Origin of the sequence: Flavihumibacter fluminis, from assembly GCF_021491375.1 — a bacterium.
GTDB lineage: Bacteria > Bacteroidota > Bacteroidia > Chitinophagales > Chitinophagaceae > Flavihumibacter > Flavihumibacter fluminis.
In genome coordinates this window covers 397,825-414,844 of sequence record NZ_JAKEVY010000004.1, presented here as the reverse complement: position 1 = coordinate 414,844, position 17,020 = coordinate 397,825, and the positions used below count along the sequence as shown (strand labels likewise).

Annotated in this window: 21 protein-coding genes and 1 tRNA gene; 16 read left to right on the top strand and 6 right to left on the bottom strand. The window is 44.7% G+C overall.

Features of this window, described 5'->3' with window-relative positions:
• The first annotated feature begins 62 nt into the window (after positions 1 to 62).
• Genes L0U88_RS17020 through L0U88_RS17005 form a run of 4 tightly spaced genes read left to right on the top strand, consistent with a single transcriptional unit; the run spans position 63 to position 3,516 of the window.
• Positions 63 to 1,499, top strand: coding sequence for an AAA family ATPase (locus L0U88_RS17020; protein WP_234867450.1), 1,437 nt, complete (start codon positions 63 to 65; stop codon positions 1,497 to 1,499).
• Positions 1,496 to 2,689 carry an MFS transporter gene (locus L0U88_RS17015; protein WP_234867448.1) on the top strand — a complete coding sequence of 398 codons (1,194 nt, stop codon included), beginning with the start codon at positions 1,496 to 1,498 and terminating at the stop codon, positions 2,687 to 2,689. Before L0U88_RS17020 ends, L0U88_RS17015 begins: the two co-directional genes overlap by 4 nt.
• 57 nt (positions 2,690 to 2,746) lie before the next feature.
• Positions 2,747 to 3,025: a type II toxin-antitoxin system TacA family antitoxin gene (locus L0U88_RS17010; protein ID WP_234867446.1), complete on the top strand. Its 279-nt coding sequence runs from the start codon at positions 2,747 to 2,749 to the stop codon at positions 3,023 to 3,025.
• Positions 3,022 to 3,516 (top strand): GNAT family N-acetyltransferase, encoded by a 495-nt coding sequence (locus L0U88_RS17005; protein WP_234867444.1) that lies wholly within the window; start codon positions 3,022 to 3,024, stop codon positions 3,514 to 3,516. The genes L0U88_RS17010 and L0U88_RS17005 overlap by 4 nt, the downstream gene beginning before the upstream one ends.
• A gap of 86 nt (positions 3,517 to 3,602) precedes the next feature.
• Here the strand turns inward: L0U88_RS17005 and L0U88_RS17000 are convergent, their stop codons facing one another.
• Together L0U88_RS17000 and L0U88_RS16995 are read right to left on the bottom strand one after the other, a co-directional pair.
• A complete protein-coding gene (locus L0U88_RS17000; RefSeq protein WP_234867442.1) occupies positions 3,603 to 5,891 on the bottom strand; it encodes a xanthine dehydrogenase family protein molybdopterin-binding subunit in 2,289 nt (762 codons plus the stop codon).
• Positions 5,892 to 5,907: 16 nt separating this feature from the next.
• Entirely contained in the window at positions 5,908 to 6,378 is a 471-nt protein-coding gene (locus tag L0U88_RS16995) for a (2Fe-2S)-binding protein (RefSeq protein ID WP_234867440.1), read from the bottom strand.
• Between the two features lie 192 nt (positions 6,379 to 6,570).
• Between L0U88_RS16995 and L0U88_RS16990 the strand changes: the two genes are divergently transcribed.
• Positions 6,571 to 6,825 carry a hypothetical protein gene (locus tag L0U88_RS16990; protein WP_234867438.1) on the top strand — a complete coding sequence of 85 codons (255 nt, stop codon included), beginning with the start codon at positions 6,571 to 6,573 and terminating at the stop codon, positions 6,823 to 6,825.
• Positions 6,826 to 6,842: 17 nt separating this feature from the next.
• On the opposite strand, the gene L0U88_RS16985 is transcribed toward L0U88_RS16990, so the two are convergent.
• Positions 6,843 to 7,907, bottom strand: coding sequence for a 3-oxoacyl-ACP synthase III family protein (locus tag L0U88_RS16985; RefSeq protein ID WP_234867437.1), 1,065 nt, complete (start codon positions 7,905 to 7,907; stop codon positions 6,843 to 6,845).
• 97 nt (positions 7,908 to 8,004) lie between these two features.
• Between L0U88_RS16985 and L0U88_RS16980 the strand changes: the two genes are divergently transcribed.
• Positions 8,005 to 8,691, top strand: a complete 687-nt coding sequence (locus L0U88_RS16980) for a GDSL-type esterase/lipase family protein (protein WP_234867435.1) — start codon at positions 8,005 to 8,007, stop codon at positions 8,689 to 8,691.
• On the opposite strand, the gene L0U88_RS16975 is transcribed toward L0U88_RS16980, so the two are convergent.
• On the bottom strand, positions 8,666 to 8,851 hold the full coding sequence (locus tag L0U88_RS16975) for a hypothetical protein (RefSeq protein ID WP_234867433.1): 186 nt from the start codon (positions 8,849 to 8,851) through the stop codon (positions 8,666 to 8,668). The two genes, L0U88_RS16980 and L0U88_RS16975, sit on opposite strands and share 26 nt — an antisense overlap.
• A gap of 127 nt (positions 8,852 to 8,978) precedes the next feature.
• Between L0U88_RS16975 and L0U88_RS16970 the strand changes: the two genes are divergently transcribed.
• The 4 genes from L0U88_RS16970 (at position 8,979) to L0U88_RS16960 (ending at position 10,962) form a co-directional block, all read left to right on the top strand.
• Positions 8,979 to 9,470, top strand: coding sequence for a hypothetical protein (locus L0U88_RS16970; protein WP_234867431.1), 492 nt, complete (start codon positions 8,979 to 8,981; stop codon positions 9,468 to 9,470).
• A gap of 924 nt (positions 9,471 to 10,394) precedes the next feature.
• Complete coding sequence (locus L0U88_RS20940) at positions 10,395 to 10,529, top strand: hypothetical protein (protein ID WP_255723176.1); 135 nt, start codon at positions 10,395 to 10,397, stop codon at positions 10,527 to 10,529.
• A gap of 10 nt (positions 10,530 to 10,539) precedes the next feature.
• Positions 10,540 to 10,680 (top strand): hypothetical protein, encoded by a 141-nt coding sequence (locus tag L0U88_RS16965; RefSeq protein WP_234867430.1) that lies wholly within the window; start codon positions 10,540 to 10,542, stop codon positions 10,678 to 10,680.
• Between the two features lie 18 nt (positions 10,681 to 10,698).
• Positions 10,699 to 10,962 (top strand): hypothetical protein, encoded by a 264-nt coding sequence (locus L0U88_RS16960; RefSeq protein WP_234867428.1) that lies wholly within the window; start codon positions 10,699 to 10,701, stop codon positions 10,960 to 10,962.
• An 85-nt stretch (positions 10,963 to 11,047) separates the two neighbouring features.
• On the opposite strand, the gene L0U88_RS16955 is transcribed toward L0U88_RS16960, so the two are convergent.
• A tRNA-Arg gene (locus tag L0U88_RS16955) sits at positions 11,048 to 11,119 on the bottom strand.
• A gap of 89 nt (positions 11,120 to 11,208) precedes the next feature.
• Between L0U88_RS16955 and L0U88_RS16950 the strand changes: the two genes are divergently transcribed.
• The 6 genes from L0U88_RS16950 (at position 11,209) to L0U88_RS16925 (ending at position 15,875) form a co-directional block, all read left to right on the top strand.
• A complete protein-coding gene (locus L0U88_RS16950; RefSeq protein ID WP_234867426.1) occupies positions 11,209 to 11,883 on the top strand; it encodes an RNA polymerase sigma factor in 675 nt (224 codons plus the stop codon).
• Positions 11,858 to 13,135, top strand: coding sequence for a putative outer membrane beta-barrel protein (locus tag L0U88_RS16945; RefSeq protein ID WP_234867425.1), 1,278 nt, complete (start codon positions 11,858 to 11,860; stop codon positions 13,133 to 13,135). Before L0U88_RS16950 ends, L0U88_RS16945 begins: the two co-directional genes overlap by 26 nt.
• Positions 13,136 to 13,244: 109 nt before the next feature.
• A complete protein-coding gene (locus L0U88_RS16940; RefSeq protein WP_234867423.1) occupies positions 13,245 to 14,048 on the top strand; it encodes a hypothetical protein in 804 nt (267 codons plus the stop codon).
• A complete protein-coding gene (locus L0U88_RS16935) occupies positions 14,041 to 14,448 on the top strand; it encodes an OB-fold protein (protein WP_234867421.1) in 408 nt (135 codons plus the stop codon). Before L0U88_RS16940 ends, L0U88_RS16935 begins: the two co-directional genes overlap by 8 nt.
• Before the next feature lie 10 nt (positions 14,449 to 14,458).
• Positions 14,459 to 15,019 (top strand): YceI family protein, encoded by a 561-nt coding sequence (locus L0U88_RS16930; protein ID WP_234867420.1) that lies wholly within the window; start codon positions 14,459 to 14,461, stop codon positions 15,017 to 15,019.
• 4 nt (positions 15,020 to 15,023) lie between these two features.
• Positions 15,024 to 15,875 (top strand): DUF5777 family beta-barrel protein, encoded by an 852-nt coding sequence (locus L0U88_RS16925; protein WP_234867418.1) that lies wholly within the window; start codon positions 15,024 to 15,026, stop codon positions 15,873 to 15,875.
• A gap of 35 nt (positions 15,876 to 15,910) precedes the next feature.
• Here L0U88_RS16925 and L0U88_RS16920 read toward each other — a convergent pair whose 3' ends face one another.
• Positions 15,911 to 17,017: a glycosyltransferase family 2 protein gene (locus L0U88_RS16920; protein WP_255723174.1), complete on the bottom strand. Its 1,107-nt coding sequence runs from the start codon at positions 17,015 to 17,017 to the stop codon at positions 15,911 to 15,913.
• Positions 17,018 to 17,020: the final 3 nt, after the last annotated feature.

Sequence of the window (17,020 nt, the reverse complement as noted above, 5' to 3'; positions counted from 1 at the left end):
AAAAATAATACTACGCCATAACCATTCGATTTTGTATATTTATGGCGGATTATACAATCGGTATGAATGAAATAATAGGACGTATTGAGGAAAAATCACTCCTGACAGAGGCATTAACTTCCAGAGAAGCTGAATTGATAGCGGTATATGGAAGACGGCGGATCGGTAAAACCTATCTGATTAGAAACCACTTCCGAAAGCAACTCGTATTTGAATTAACCGGCGTGCATGATGCCACACTGTCGAATCAGTTGAATAATTTTAGTCTGGCGCTACAGGAGGCCATGGGGATAGCCGTTCCTCCAGCTGTTCCCTCCAGCTGGATAGATGCTTTTCAGTTGTTAAGTAATTATTTAAGAACGGCAATAAAGAAGGAGCCTGTAGTATTATTATTTGATGAAATGCCATGGCTTAGTACAGCAAGGTCAGGTTTCTTGCAGGCATTTGCTCATTGGTGGAATACAGTTGCATCCAGGAATCCGCTAATAAAAGTTGTTATTTGCGGCTCTGCGGCTTCCTGGATTATCCGCAAAGTAATAAATGATCGGGGTGGATTGCATAACAGGGTTACCAAACGTATTCGGCTGCTTCCCTTTACACTGGAGGAAACAGAGCATTATTTGAGATACCTCGGCGTGCAATTGGACCGATTTCAGATACTGCAACTTTATATGGCAATGGGAGGGATTCCTCATTATTTAAAACAGGTTAAAAGAGGGGAGAGTGCGGCGCAACTAATTGACAGATGTTTTTTTGCCAAAAACGCGCCCTTAAAAACGGAATTTAAAGAGCTGTATAAATCACTTTTTGCTAATTCAGCAAATCATGAAGCGATTATTAGGGCTCTTTCGAAAAAAGCAAAGGGACTTAGCAGGGCAGAGATTATTGAGGAATGCGGATTTAAAACGGGTGGATGGGTAACTGAAATTATTGATGAACTGGAACAGTCTGGATTTATCACACAATACATACCTTTTGGTCGCACCTTCAGAGATACGCTCTATAAATTAACGGATGAGTATAGTCATTTTTATTTAAAGTTTATTGAAGGTGCCAGAGCTACGGGAACAGGCACCTGGTTAAAAATATCCCAATCATCCTCCTACACAAGCTGGTCTGGTTTTGCATTTGAATCCATTTGTCAAAAGCATGTGGATCCCATTAAAAAGGCAATCGGAATAGCGGCGGTTTATACGGAAGTATCAACCTGGCGTTCTATGTTAGCAAAAGGAGAAAAAGGGGCTCAAATTGATCTGCTGCTTGATCGGGCGGATCATTGTATCAATCTTTGTGAAATAAAATTTTCCGCTGAGGAATTTGTCATTGACAAGAAATATGCAGCCGAACTTGACTATAAAGTGCAACGATTTAAAGAACAGACGGGTACCAGAAAGTCGATCTTCCCTACTATGATAACAACCTATGGTGTCCGAAAGAATCTTCACTCTACCGGTCGGGTCATTGCTGAAGTCACTATGGATGATTTGTTTTCGAAATGAAATTTGTATTCATAACCCGCACCGTCTGGGTGCTTTCTCTTGTCAGTCTGCTTACAGATATGGCCAGTGAAATGCTCTACCCGGTGATGCCTTTTTACCTGGAGCGTATCGGATTTTCAGTTTTACTGATTGGCTTGTTGGAAGGCATGGCAGAAGCGATTGCCGGTTTGAGCAAAGGTTATTTCGGCAAACAATCTGACCATAAAGGCAAGCGGGTTCCTTTTGTGCAAATCGGTTATGCGTTTAGTGCGATTTCCAAACCCCTGATGGCGGTGACTGTTTATCCCTTGTGGGTGTTTTTTGCGCGCACCCTGGATCGCCTGGGTAAAGGCATCCGAACCGGCGCCAGGGATGCGCTTTTATCAGATGAAGCAAGTCCCGCCACCAGGGCCCGTGTCTTTGGCTTTCATCGATCGATGGATACATTGGGTGCAGTTGCTGGTCCCGCTCTGGCATTGGTCTACCTGTATTTCTATCCCGGCCAGTACCGAACGATGTTCCTGCTGGCCTTTATCCCCGGATTCTTAGCCATTGTACTGACTTACCTGCTTAAAGAAAAACCAAAACCGGCACAACCGCACACTCAAAAAATTTCTTTCTTTTATTTTTTCCGCTACTGGAAAGAAGCACCTGTTGCGTATCGGCAACTGGTAGTGGGCTTGTTGATCTTTGCATTGATCAACAGTTCGGATGTGTTTCTGTTGTTGCGGGTCCGGCAGGCGGGATTATCAGATGTCCAGGCAATTGGGGCCTATATTTTTTACAATCTGATTTATGCGTTGGCTGCCTATCCGTTTGGAATATGGGCAGATCGCATTGGTGTTAAGCGCGTATTCCTGATTGGTCTGTTATTGTTTTGTATCGTTTATGCAGGTATGATCGTAGTCAACACTCTGCCCGGATTTGTATTCCTGTTTTTTATCTATGGATTATTTGCCGCCGCCACCGAAGGAGTAGCCAAAGCCTGGATCAGCAATATCACTCCCAGCACCGAAACCGCCACCGCCATCGGTACCTACACCGGATTTCAAAGCATCTGCGCCTTACTCGCCAGCCCCCTTACTGGTTGGATCTGGTTTCAATTTGGCGCCGGCATGGCATTCGGTATTACTGCAGCCACCACCGCGCTGTTGGTTGGATATTTTATGTTGTTTGTTAAAGCGCCGGTATATCATAATGTAAAGAAGTAGAAAATTCATTTGTACGGAAAAAATACGTACATTAGCATGTATAAAACAATTTAAAAGATGAAAACCAGCTTAGCCAGATTTGACACTCGGCTTCCTGAAGATCAAAAAGAATATTTTGAGTATGCTGCCGGTTTGGGTGGATACCGCACACTTACTGAGTTTGTAATAAGTTCAGTACAGCAAAAGGCGGATGAAATTGTAGAAAAACACCGGATATTTTTGGCTACGGAAAAAGACCAGAAAACCTTCTTTCATGCAGTTATGAATCCTTCTCAGCCAAACAAGCGATTGGTTGCTGCTGTTAAAAAATATAACAAGATTAAAGAGAAGAAGTGAGTTTGTTAACGGTTATATTATCCGGCTCTCATAACAAAGAAAGCTTTAGTTGTGGTAACATTCTATTGGATGCTTATTTGCATAAACAGGCAAAGCAGGATGTAAAAAGAAAGCTCGCAGCCTGTTTTGTACTGGCTCAAAAAACTGTTATAAAAGGTTACTATACCTTATCGGGACTTTCTATTAATCAAAATCTCTTACCGGCAGAGATGCAAAGAAAACTGCCTCCTTCTTATTTGAAATTACCTGCAACTTTGCTAGGTAGACTTGCAGTAGATAGTAAGCATCAGGGACAGGGTATTGGTGAATTGCTTTTAATAGATGCGTTAAAAAGAAGTTATCTCGCTTCCTCCGAAGTTGCTTCTATGGCCGTAGTAGTTGATCCCATTGACGCAGCCGCCTTTAAATTTTATCAGAAATACGGTTTTCTGGAACTCCCTGAAAGCGATAAATTATTTTTACCAATGGCAACAATCGCCCAATTGTTCTGATCTTCCATTTCTCCCTCTTCCATTCCTCCTTTCTTCCCTTCTCCTTTGTCCCCCTTCCATACGTCTCACATCTCACGTCTCACGTTTCACATTCCGAACGGCATTTGATACAATCTTTTTCCCGTCGCCTTATAAATCGCATTCGCCAAAGCCGGCGCATACGGTGGCACCGGAGGTTCACCCACACCAGTTGGTTTATCATTTCGCTCCATAATATACACATGAATTTCTTTTGGCGATTCCGGCATACGAATCAACTGATATCCATCAAAATTGGTTTGCTCAACAATGCCATTTTTTACCGTGATCGCACTCTTCATAGCCAGGCTCGTTGAGAACTGCGCACCTCCTTCGAATTGTGATTTCACCCGATCCGTATTTACTGCCAGTCCGCAGTCCACGGCATAATGCACTTTGTTAATCGTTACTTTTTTTGCAGCATCTACCTGCACTTCCACCACACAGGCTACATAGGTGAGGAAACTTTTGTGCGCAGCAAATCCCATTCCGGTTCCTTTCGGTAATTGTTTACCCCAGCCGGATTCTTTGCGCACTCTTTCAATCACTGCTTTCATTCGTCCCGTATTCCAGGGGTATTGTGCGATGTCTTCTCCATAGTTGGGATACCCGCCGCCATTTACCATCTCTTCTGCAAAGGTGATATTGCGATCTTCTCCTAATAATTCGAGTGCCTGTTCAATCGGATCTTTCCCTCTCGCTTCGGCTACTTCATCCATCATGGTGCAAATCGCGAAAGCCTGTGGAATATTGCGAACCGAACGCAGCCAGCCAATCCGCAGATGTGCTTTGGCATCATGTGTTTCAATTCGTATAGCAGGAACATTATAGGGATAATCACTCGCGCCCAACATCAGTTCTCCATCATCGGGTTGCAATGCAGCAGGATTTTCTGTTGCTCCAATAGAGGGATTGGCGATATGATGATTCCATCCGCTTAACTGGTTGTTCTCATCAATCGTTGCCACCAGGTGTTGCACACTCATGGCATGATAATAATCGTGTTGAATATCATCTTCCCTGGTCCACTGCACTCTGATAGGAAGACCTGATTCCTTCGCCAGATAGGCTGCTTCCAGGATAAAATCCGGTTTGGATTTGCGTCCGAATGCACCTCCTAAGAGAGTGATATTTACTTTCACTTTGTCTGCACCCAGACCAATATAAGCAGCCACGGCATCTCTTGCTCCCTGCGGATTTTGCGTAGGTGCCCAGATCTCACAACTGCCATCTTTCACAACCGCCAAGGCACAGGGTGGCTCCAGTGTTGCGTGTGCGAGATAGGGTGCCACATAGGTATGTTCGATCACTTTTTTTGCGCCCGTCCTGGCAGCTTTGAAATCGCCCCGGTTCCTGCGAAGGGTGCCTTCTTTGGTGATTTCTTTTTTAAGCGCTTCAATGTGTTCGTCCGAATTATAAGTAGCATTTGGCCCCAGATCCCATTCCACTTCCAGTGCTTCTCTTCCTTTGATCGCAGCCCAGGTGTTTTCTGCAATCACCGCCACTCCGGCAATAGGCTTGGATAGCGTTGCAGGCAAGCCGGCTCCTTTGATCGTGATCACCTGTAACACACCAGGAATCGCTTTTGCTTTGGTATCATTTACTGATTTTACTGTACCGCCGGTAACCGGACAATGTTTGATCACCGCGATCTTCATACCTTCCAGCCTCGCATCACTGCCAAATCCTGCTTTACCGGTTACGATATCATGCAGGTCAATGATGGGCGTGTCTTTACCAATTAACTTGAATTGATTGTCTGCTTTGAGTTGGAGACTTTCAACCTTGGGTACAGCAAGCCCTGATGCAGCTCCGGCAAATTCTCCAAAGCCTGCTTTCTTATCGGATCCTTTGTGAATCACCTGTCCATTTTCGGTATCGAGTTCTTCTATTGGAAGTCCCCATGCTTTGGCAGCTGCCTGCAACAACATTGCCTTTGCAAGCGCGCCGGCTTCCCGCATGGGTTTATAGAACATCCTGATGGAAAATGAACCATCTGTATTCTGATTGCCGTATTTATTTTCATCTCCTTCTGCCTGGATGATTTTCACAGTGCTCCAGTCGGCGCCCAGTTCATCGGCCACCACTAATGGGAGAGAGGTTCGAATACCCTGTCCCATTTCCGAACGATGTGCCACGATGGTTACTTCACCGGTATCACTGATGCTCAGGTAGGCAGTTGTGGAGAGCGTGCCTGTTTTTTTTCCTGCTGAATCGCAGGACCAGAAACTCACGCCCAGAATTAATCCTCCGGAGAGAATACTTCCCAGTTTCAGGAAATCTCTGCGGGAAGCATTGAATATTTTAGATTCAACTTCCTCAATATTACTTGTATAGAAAGGAGCGGTCTTTTTCATGATCGGGAGCTTTGAATTAAGGGAGTGCTGGTTTTCCGGAAGCAGCTAATTGGATGGCTGCCTTGATACGATTATAGGTACCGCATCTGCAGAGATTGCCCTGCATGGCCTGGTCTATTTCCTGGTCGGTTGGATTGGGTTTTTGTTTCAGCAACGCCACCGCGGTCATGATTTGTCCGGTTTGACAATAACCGCATTGTGGCACTACCAGTTTTTCCCAGGCCTCCTGAACAGGATGATTGCCCTGCTCCGACAAGCCTTCAATGGTGGTAATACTTGCGGTTCCAACTGCCGAGATAGGATAACTGCAGGAGCGAACAGGGTTTCCATTTACATGTACAGTGCAGGCGCCGCAGAGGGCTTTGCCGCATCCGAATTTGGTGCCGGGAAGGTTCAGCAGATCTCTAATTACCCAAAGCAGCGGCATGTCTTCCATTGCTTCTACGGTTTGGGATTTGCCATTAACCTGGATGGTATAGGTGGCCATGTTAGTATTGTTTTAGGCGGATAGAAGCTACGATAATTTTTTGGTATTTTGGAAATGAATTGTACTTTCACCATACTTGCGATGCCGCCTCCGGCACAGATTTCAGCCTCATTTTTAGTTTCGTTCGTTTTTTGCCTCCTTGAATAGTGTCAGTTTTTTACGTGCGATTTTATCAATTTAAAACAAGCATTTATGAAACTATCTGAATTCATTGCATTAACGGAAGATCAAAAAAGATCAACTGTTTTATCGAAAGGTGTTGTGCTTGCAAAAAGAAGTTTTAACGAGCAGGTTATTTTTCTCTTTCAGTTATCTGAATACTATGTTGAGATTTTCTGCTGCGGTACGAGTAAAGAAGTGCTGGAATACAGGGCCTTTGGGGATACCAGGGAATTGGCTCTTTACCTGGATGAAATCCCGATACATGACCTGATTAACAATACCTGAGTACTTCTTATTGTTGTTTAAAACTGGTAAACAATGGCATTGATATTCATGCCTGCGCCAACCGATGCAAACACAACTTTGTCGCCGGGTTCAATCTGCTGGTCTTCCACTTTATGCTTCAGGATCAGATCCAGTAAGGTTGGAATCGTTGCCACTGAACTGTTGCCAAGGTAGCTGATGGTCATGGGCATAACAGCCAGATCTGTTAAGGGTAGTTCATACAAATTGTACAGTCGTTCCAGGATGGCGATATCCATTTTTTCATTGGCCTGGTGGATCAGTACTTTTTTTATTTCAGATAAATGCACCTGCGCTTTATCAAGGGTTTCTTTTATAACCAGGGGAACATGGGTTAATGCAAATTCATACAAGGCTCTGCCATTCATTTTCAAGTAGAGATTGGCATCACCGTTTTCAATATTGTAGGAACTATCCATTCGTAATAAAAGGGCGTGTTCGCTTGCATAGGTTCGGCTGCCATGCGCAATTATTCCAACTGTTGAATCAGGGGTTGCTTCAATAATAACAGCACCTGCTCCATCTGCATAAATCATGGAATCCCTGTCATGATCATCAATTACCCTGGATAGTGTTTCTGCACCGATAATCATACAACGTTTGGCATCTCCGGACCGGATATAGGAGTCGGCCTGAATGACACCCTGGATCCAACCCGGACAACCAAATACCAGATCATAAGCGACGCAGGAGGGGTTCTTGATTTGGAGTTTGTATTTCACCAAAGAGGCCAGAGAGGGCACCATAGTAGTGCGGTTGGTGCCTAGATGTACATCACCAAAATTATGCGCTACGATCAACAGGTCGATGGATTCTTTATCAATAGCACTACTTGCTAATGCATCTGCTGCAGCTAAGCTGGCAAGGTCGGAGGTAGTTTGATCAGGACGGGCATATCTGCGCTGGTCAATCCCGGTTATATCTTTAAATTTTTCAATATTTCGTAGAATGGTGCCCGGCACGATGTTGCCATCCTTTTGCAAAAATCGGTTGGCAAGAAAGTCTGCATTGTGTATGACTCTTTCCGGAAGTACGCTCCCCGTGGCTTTTATAACTGATCTCACACCTTTCATTTGTATAAAGGTAGGGTGCAAAAAAATGATATTTTTATAAAATTAAAATTGTTATTCAATAAAAGTTGTTTCATTATACTGCCTTCTATTGGTATCAATTCTGGTTGCAAATTCTTTATACGGTCAGCAACCAAAATCGATAATAGCATGTATTGGTAATAGTATAACTTTTGGAGCAAGACTCGATGACCCTTCAACTGATTCCTATCCGGCTATTGTTGCAAAAACTTTAATGGATAAAGGATTTACAAATTATGAGGTACTGAATTTTGGCATTGGAGGTGCCACCATGCTTCGATATGGCAAACCCAATTTGTGGCGATTGCTCGATTCAATTAATACATACAAGCCGGATATCATGCTCATTAAAGCAGGCACCAATGAAACCGTCAGCGAACCCTTGTTTAATTGGGAACAAATGAAGGATTTTGAAGCTGATTACAACCTGTTTATTGATTCAGTGAAAAAAATGATTCCGAATTGTACCATAATTCTGTGCAGTCCGCTGGATATGGTACTGAACACACCGGAATTATCGAAAGAACGGTTTGACAATCTCACGCTGCGAAGACCAAGAATCTGGGAGCTACGCGACAGGGTCAGTAAGATTGCTGCTGCTGCAGGACTCTATTTTTTGGATTTGACTCCATCTTTTTCAAACAAACCGGAATACATGACAGTGAAAGATGGAGTGCATCCGAATAAAAAAGGTTACGCGTATTTAGGACATTTAGCGGCTGACTATTTAATCAGAAATAAGATTGTTTTAAAGTGACGATGCAGTCTTTTATGACCGTAATGGCAAATCCGGATACCGGATTATTTGGATCGATTTTGAAAATACTATCGATATACTGGTTCATTTGCTCTTTCAGTTGGGCATAATTCGGAGTATTCCAACAACTTATAGCAAGTGGCAGCAGTAGTTTTTTCATAATACCGGTTAAGCTAGTCATATTGATGCTTCCTTTGTATCACCTGATCAGGGTATTTTTTGGGGAGATGATATATTTTATATTCAGAATTCTCCTTTTTTGAAGGGTAATCTGTAAATAAGCTATCGTGAAAAAAATTATTGTTTATTCTTCCATACTGATGCTGCATTTTTCTTTGAGTTATGCTCAAAGCAAATCAGCTTCTTTGCCTGGTACTGATTTTTTTCACCTGGATCTTGTTGTGGATGCGGAAGATTTTGAGCAAATCCGGACAGACAAATTCTGGAGTGAAGTGTTTGGGAATATTTTTGTGGACAGTTCTTTCATCAATGGGAAACCTAGTACGGAGATTTATTTGCTGGGACAGGAAACATTTCTGCACATCAATCTGAACCAGGGCTATTGGGAAAACAGAACAGGGGGTGGTGGCATTGTTTTTCAATCCCGTTTCCCGGATAACATGGATTCAATCACCAATGCCTGGCAGCAATTTTATCCGGATTCCATCCTTATAAGGAAGGTTAAATCCGGTGCAGGTGATGAAGTTTCTGAAGTGGCTATCTATTCCAAAAGAGACAGCGCAAGTCCGGTTGTTCCTTCTTTCTATCCGTTTTTTTGAGCTTTTCGCGGCCAAGTTATTTGAGCTGGGGTTTTACGAATGAAAAAATCAACCAAGGTATCTCGATGAAAGAATATATGCACAGTTGGGATACCAGTTTGCACAGGAAATTATTTCGTAAGATCACCGCCATTCATGTTAGGGTGACTGAAACTGAACGGCAGTGGTTAGAGTCTGGATTACAAACAGCAGGTTACCAGAAAAAAAAATGTCTTTACTCATACTGATGGCCCCACGGTTTTTATAGAAAAAACAAATGCCCCTGTGTTGCCCAGGATCAACAGAATGGATATTTTGCTGGCTTCTGCTGTGGAAGAAAAGAATCTCCGTTTAGGCAAACAATACAGGGCAGAAATAAAAGGTATGATGATGCAATTACGGGCTACCAGGAAATGATTTTTTACTCCCCCACAATGTCGTTCAGAACCACTTTTTGTTCATTCATCCTGGTTTTTTGTCGATTCGCGAACTTTATTTTTTTGATTGAAAATTGGTTTCTAATCTTGTTTTGTCATTCAGAACTAACAGAGCAACTACCGGTTACGCCCGACCGCCTTATGGAGCAACGGGAGATAAGGCCCCAATGCTTCTTCGGGATAAATCAACTTTCACTTTCTGTTGCTTTCTTCTGATGACAGTCCCCGGCCCCTGGTCCTGTGTTTGGCTTGCCGGGTGATGGCCTCCCTACCCAATCCAAAAAAGCATCGGTGCATTTTTCCGAATGGTCCGGAACGGCTCCAGAACGGTTCACTGACGGTTCCATAACGGTCAAACAGTGGTCAACTAGTGGTCACGAAGTGGTGCCTGAACGGTCAAAAAAAATCTGCCTGCTTTTACGAGGTCAAATTCCGCCTGCCAAGCTTTCCAGTCCAGCCCCTTCTTTAATCCGCTTCCCATTTTTTAAATCTATTAAAACTCAAAAAAATGGCACGTTCAACGAACAATGTCCTAACTCGTAATTACACCGGTACAGTAGCCGGACAGTATTCCCTTCGCATGAAAGGCGATCAATCCATCATCGCTGGTCTCCCAAAGCCCCGCAAGGAAAAAATCAAATAGTGAAAAACTGATGGCTGTTAAGTGCAAGTTTTCTCTCGCAATTATCTATGGGAAAAAAGCAATCGCCAACCCTGAGCTTAAAGCCACTTACCAGGCTATTGCTAAAAAGAACCAGTCAGCCTTCAATGTAGCTGTGCTCGATGCACTCTAAGGCCCGGAACTCGCAGATTTGCGAACAGATGGATACTCCGGTGCAGCCGGACACGCACTTACTGTGCAGGCGACTGACAACTTCCGCGTTACCAAAGTGAGCTTCGGTCTCTATGCTCCCGATGGTGGCCTGCTCGAAGAGGGAGATGCTGTTATGGATGAAAATGGGTTCGACTGGATTTACACCACGAAATCTGAAATCCCTTCTCCCGCCGGCACCCTGATCCGGGTGAGCGCGGAGGATGTCCCTAAAAACAGAACCCTACTGGAGGTAGTGATCTAAGTTGTTCCAAAAAAAGACAAAACCCCTGCCGGGTTTTCCGCGCAGGGGTTTTATCTTCTGACGTCTCACTTCTCACTTCTTCTTGTGGCCTCGCCAGGAATCGAACCTGGATCTGGAGCTTCGGAAACTCTTATACTATCCATTGTACTACGAGGCCGGCCTAAAAGGAGTGCAATATTACGGCATTTTCGGGAATTTCCACCTTCACTCCCCCTTTGGAGGCTGGCATTCGCCAAAGGCAGACTAATGGAAAAATTTACCTTTAGGCAGGCAACCCGGAGCAACCCGATCCCGTATAGGCCCCAGGACATGGACATCACGGCACCCACAGACAACCTGCTGAAGCAACTGGTTGAGGGATGTGTTTCCCTTAAACGCCAGAGCCAGAAACGCTTTTACGAGCACTTCTATGGCTATGCCTATTCGGTTTGTCATCGTTACATTACCAACGAAGAAGAAGTGGTGGAGGTGATTAACGATGGATTCCTGAAGATTTTCAGAGAAATGGAACGATTCCAGCTTCGCTATGATTCCTACGAAGCCTCCCTCAAAGCCTGGATCCGACGAATTTTCATCAATACGGCTATTGATCAGCTCCGGAAAAAACAACTGAACCTGGTGGCTATGCCTACAGAATCCGAGGAGCAGGCATTGTTGCCTTCTATCGCGCCAACCGAACTTTCCAACATCACCCACAAAGAATTACTGGCAATGGTCCGCCGGTTGAGTCCGGCTTATGGCCTTGTTTTTAATCTCTATGTGATGGATGGATATACACATGAAGAAATTGCTGCCATGCTGAAAATCAGTGTAGGCAGCTCCAAATCCAACCTGTCAAAAGCCCGTGCCAGATTGCAGAAAATGCTGGCAGAGGAACTACATCTAAACCATAACAATGAACGAAAAGCTATTCAATCTTAACCAGGGAGAAGAAGGTCTGGACGATCTCTTCCGCAATGCCGCTGATGCTGAGCAGCCGGCCGCGCCTGCCCATGCCTGGTTAAAAATGAATCTGCTCCTGGATGAAGAAGAGCAGAAACGCCGCCGTGGGTTCGCCTGGTGGTGGTTGCCGCTTTTATTGTTTATGGCAGGTCACCGCCATTTTGTTCCACAACCCGGACCCCTGGAGGTTGAGAAAACTAAATCCTTCAGCCGCCAATTGTTGCCACATGAGTCATCAGGAAAAGAATCTTCCCCAAAGGAAGCTGCTCATACAGCTGCGACTGGTACTCAACAATCAGCTGATCAAAAGAGGGACGCTTCGTTTATTCAACTTGAAAAACAGCACTTAAATGCAACGCCTTCCAGAAAGTTTGTTTCGGAAATAAGTACCCCAGAAGTTAGCGTGAAGAAAGAATTAAATCAACCTATCCTGGAAATGTCGCCTGAGTCGGCATTAACTAAGGAGGAATCCATGACCCTTGTAGTATCTAATGAATTAGAAGATAAAGCCCTCTATCCAGCATTGCCTAAAAAACAGCAGTTGTCCATTCCTGTTAGTGTGTCAAATACAGATCCTGCGATACCCGGACAAACCATTGTGTCAACCCCCAAAAAGCAACCAGTGACCTATCGATTCTATGTATATGGCGGCGGTGGCCTTGATAGAGGGTTTGTAAGTGGCAATCATGAATCTGAATTAAAACCTGCTTATGGAGCAGGACTGGGTCTGGAGCTCAATAAACGATGGGCCATGCAAGTTGGATTCACACAAACCAGGAAATTATACGAAGCTCCCGGTAATGCCTACACGCCTAAAGCGGGATCCTATTATGATAACCCCAACTTCGTCATACAGGAAGTGTATGCCGATTGTGCTATTCTGGAAATTCCTATTAGCGTGAGGTATAATTTTTTACCAAACCAGCAACACCAGGTTTTTGGAATGCTCAGTATGCAAAATGCAATCATGCAAAGAGAATCCTACGATTATTATTATACCCGGTTTGGACAACCGGCTAAGGGATATTACACCTATCGGACCAAAGCTCTCGAACTGTTTTCAGGAATTGGTTTAAGTGTAGGATATGAATACCGTATTAGTGATCGGCTGCATGTTCAGGCTGCACCCTATTTCAATATTCCTACCAAAGGTATTGGTGAAGGATCAGTAAAACTCCGGTCAGCCGGACTCTTTGCAGGGCTTCGTTACTCTTTCTGGAAGAAAAAATAAAATCAAGGCAACCCTTTTTAATTCGGATACGAATAGGTAAGTAATCATACCACGCGCAACGCGCACTAACTCTATCATTATGTTGACAGCAACCTTAAGTTGCCGGCGAATGACATTCGTTGGCCTGGCCCTTTTATTCTTCTTATCCTGCAGCAAAAGCGGTACAGATGAACCAGCAAATCCTTGTGAAGGCCTCACCATAGTAGTAAATGGAACGGTTACCAATACAGCTGGTCCGGGTAGTACAACCGGTTCCATTGCAGCTACTGCAAAAGGTGGTTCCGGCTTTACCTTCAGCCTGAATAATGGTCCGTTTCAGGCTTCCGGAACTTTTTCCAACCTGGCTGCCGGTACCCATACGATCCGTGCAAAGAATAGTGATGGTTGTATTGGAAGCGGAAGTTTTACAGTGTCCGATGGTGATCCATGTGCCGGAAAAACAATCTCGGTAACGGTTGATGTCAGTTCGTCTGAAAAATGTGGGAAAACAGGAACCATCACCGTTACCGCTTCCGGCAGTACTGGTTTTACCTATCGCCTGAATGCAAGTGGAACCTACCAGGCATCCAACAACTTCACCGGACTGGAACCAGGTAACTATACCGTATATGCGAAAGATGCAGCTGGATGTGAAACTACCAAAGCAGCAACGGTGGGTGCTGTTGCAAATGGCCCTTTGTTCACTGCTGTAGTAACACTGATCAATTCCAAATGCAGTGGCTGCCATACCGGAACAAATCCCACCAGTGGTATCAGCTTGGGTACCGATTGTGCTATAGTTGAAAAGAAAAATAGTATCAAGAGCCAGGCAGTGGATCTCGAAACCATGCCAAAAGGCGGTCCGGCTTTAAGTGCAGCAGATAAAAAAGTCATCACCGATTGGATCACAGCAGGAGGCAAAACCAGTGATTAAGAAATTGCTATACGGAATCCTTGTGCTGCTGTTGGGTGTAGGAGTAGTAGGTTATTATCTGTACCAACAAGAACCTTCCAGCGCCGATAACCAGGATGCTGCTTTCAGTTTGACTGCTACTGACTTATTGGAGGCCTTTCAACAGGATGAAGCATCCGCTAATTCCATGTACCTGGGGAAATGGCTGGAAGTACGGGGAGCCATCAACCTGATGGATGCGGAGCAAGCTATGATCTACCTGGGTGAGCCCGCCGCAGCTTCCTCTATAAGTTGTTTGCTTGATTCGGGGTTACAATCAACTATCACAGCATATAAGCCTGGTGATTCGGTTTCGGTTAAAGGATATTGTTCTGGTTACCTGATGGATGTGCAACTGACAAGAGCACAACTATTACCCTAATTAATATTGAATGATGATGAATTATTTAGCTGGATGCCTGCTTTTTGTTTTAACCTGTGCCTCACCGGTAGTTCATGCCCAACGATATGCTTCCAGGTTGATGAACATTCGTTTTGAATCTGTCACACCTTTGGAAACCATTCGTGCCGAGAATAAAAATGGCGTACTGCTGCTGGATCTCAAATCAGGTAAAGTGGAAGCCGCTGTTCTTATAAAAGGATTTTTATTTCGGAAAGCCCTGATGCAGCAGCATTTTAATGATTCCTATATGGAGTCCGATAAGTTTCCCAGGGCGATTTTTATCGGACAATTTGATCCGGGTTCTGTATCGATTGAAAAATCAGGTAAACAAGCTGTGGTGGTAAATGGCCGGCTTACCATTCACGGTGTGGAACAACCGCATACTTGTACAGCCCTGCTGGAATTCAAAGACAAGGATTGTGTGGCTATTACCAGTTTTCATATTAAACCAGCAGATTTTTCTATTCGAATACCTGCTTTGGTGCGTGATAACATCAACAAAGAACTAGTCGTGGAACTCAACAGCGGCTGGATGAAACCAACGAATTGATTATATGAAAAAACTATGTTTGCTTTTCCTTATTTGCGGGGGATCAGTGTACGCCCAGGAGCCATCTGTTGACTCGTTGTTGGAATCCGGCCCCGGAAGCGCGTCTCCAAAAATAACCGGGACCTTCCATTCCACCCGGGTGATTCACGCACAATCGGTTGAAATGCTGGACAAAGGTGCGCTGGATGTGCGGATCCTGCACCGGTTTGGAAAATTGTCGGATGGGGTTAAGGAATTGTTTGGCCTGGATCAGGCATCCATGCGAATGAGCTTTGATTATGGATTGAGTAACTGGCTAACGGTAGGGGTTGGTCGAAGTACCTATCGGAAAGAATACGATGGGTTGGTTAAGATCAGGATAATCCAGCAATCAAAATCGGCACCGATATCTCTTGTAGGTGTTGCCGGTGTGATGATCCGTACTGCTGATGAATCCAGTTCTACCGGATATAAACCCAGTACCGGAGACCGTACTTCCTTTTATGCCCAACTCATTGCAGGCAGGAAGTTTTCTTCCGGATTTTCAGCGCAATTAAGTGCTACCCTTTTGCATATGAATTACGTACCCGATGAAAGCTGGCAAAATACCAATCTTGCTATAGGTATTGGACTGCGCCAAAAACTAAGCAAACGATTTGCCATCACTTTTGATCACCAGGTGGTGTTGACACAATTACCAGATGAATACTATTTCCCGCTGGGTATCGGATTTGACATTGAAACAGGCGGACATGTATTTCAACTCCATTTCAGCAATGCGATCGGCATGAATGAACGGGCTTTTCTGGTTGAAACAACCGATCGTTTCTTCAAAGGTGAAATCCGTTTTGGCTTTAATCTTTCCCGGATGTTCTAAGCTTCACCCGTCCGGTGGCACCGGACGGGTGAAGCTTAAAGACTTAGGCAAAGAGCAACCAATACCGGATAGAGTACCCACTTCACTAACCGCCTGGTATTGCTGTGATAGAAAGGTGGGTTAGCTGTTTTGCCTTCAAAGTTGAAGCGCAGCCCGATTTCCTGCAACTGGCCGCGGGAGAGAGAACCCTGCAATAAGCCCATCTCATAAATGAAACGCAGCCCGATCCCGTACACTATTACAGCAGGTGAAAAAGATTTGGATCGCTTGATGATCTGGATGCCGGTTGCGATGGCTTCAATCACCAATACACCCAATATAAAATACAGGGCGGCTGTCCAGCTGATGAATCCCAGCAGTATCAAAACCGGTAGCAACAGGAAACTGACCAACAGTGTTTCCGGTGCTGTCAGGAAATCATAATAGGCATAAGCAGGATGACGGTTGGGTAAGTAACTGTTTCCAATTCCATAGCGGAAGGGCCGGCTCCATACAGGTGTTTCATTGCCCCACCAGGGATGCGTAACCGATGCACCGGAAATGCATTTCAATGATTTGCGATGATTGCGATCCCTCACCTGGTAACTGAAGTCCACATCCTCGCCACCTCCCAGTTTAGGAAATGCTGCCGAAAACCGAAGGTTGCCGATCGCTTTCCGGTTGAACAGGATATTGGCAGTGGCGCCCCAGGCAAACCCTTCTTTCACCCGCGCGATTCCAAATATGTCCATGGAGCCATTGGCAATTACAGCCTTGTTAAAGGGATGTTTTGGTGCAGGTAAATCAATCGGACCAATAAATCCAATTTCCTCCGGATGGTTGCGGATGCCTTCAGCATAACGCACCAGTATGTCCTCAGCCGGTATGATATCATCATCCAGGAATAAGATCCAATCTGCCAGGCTCAGATCAATTCCACGGTTACGGGTAGCCGAAACACCCAGGTTCACTTCATTTTTGATAAACTGTACGCCCGGTTGGGAGCAGGCTTCTTTTAGTGCAGCACTTAATTCTGCATTTGGATTGTCGCACATCAGGAAGAACTGAACGATCGCATCATCCGGATGTCTGAGATTCAGGATGGGTAAAAGAATTGCTTCGTTCATTCGGAAGCTGGGTATGATCACATCTAATGTCAGCATAAC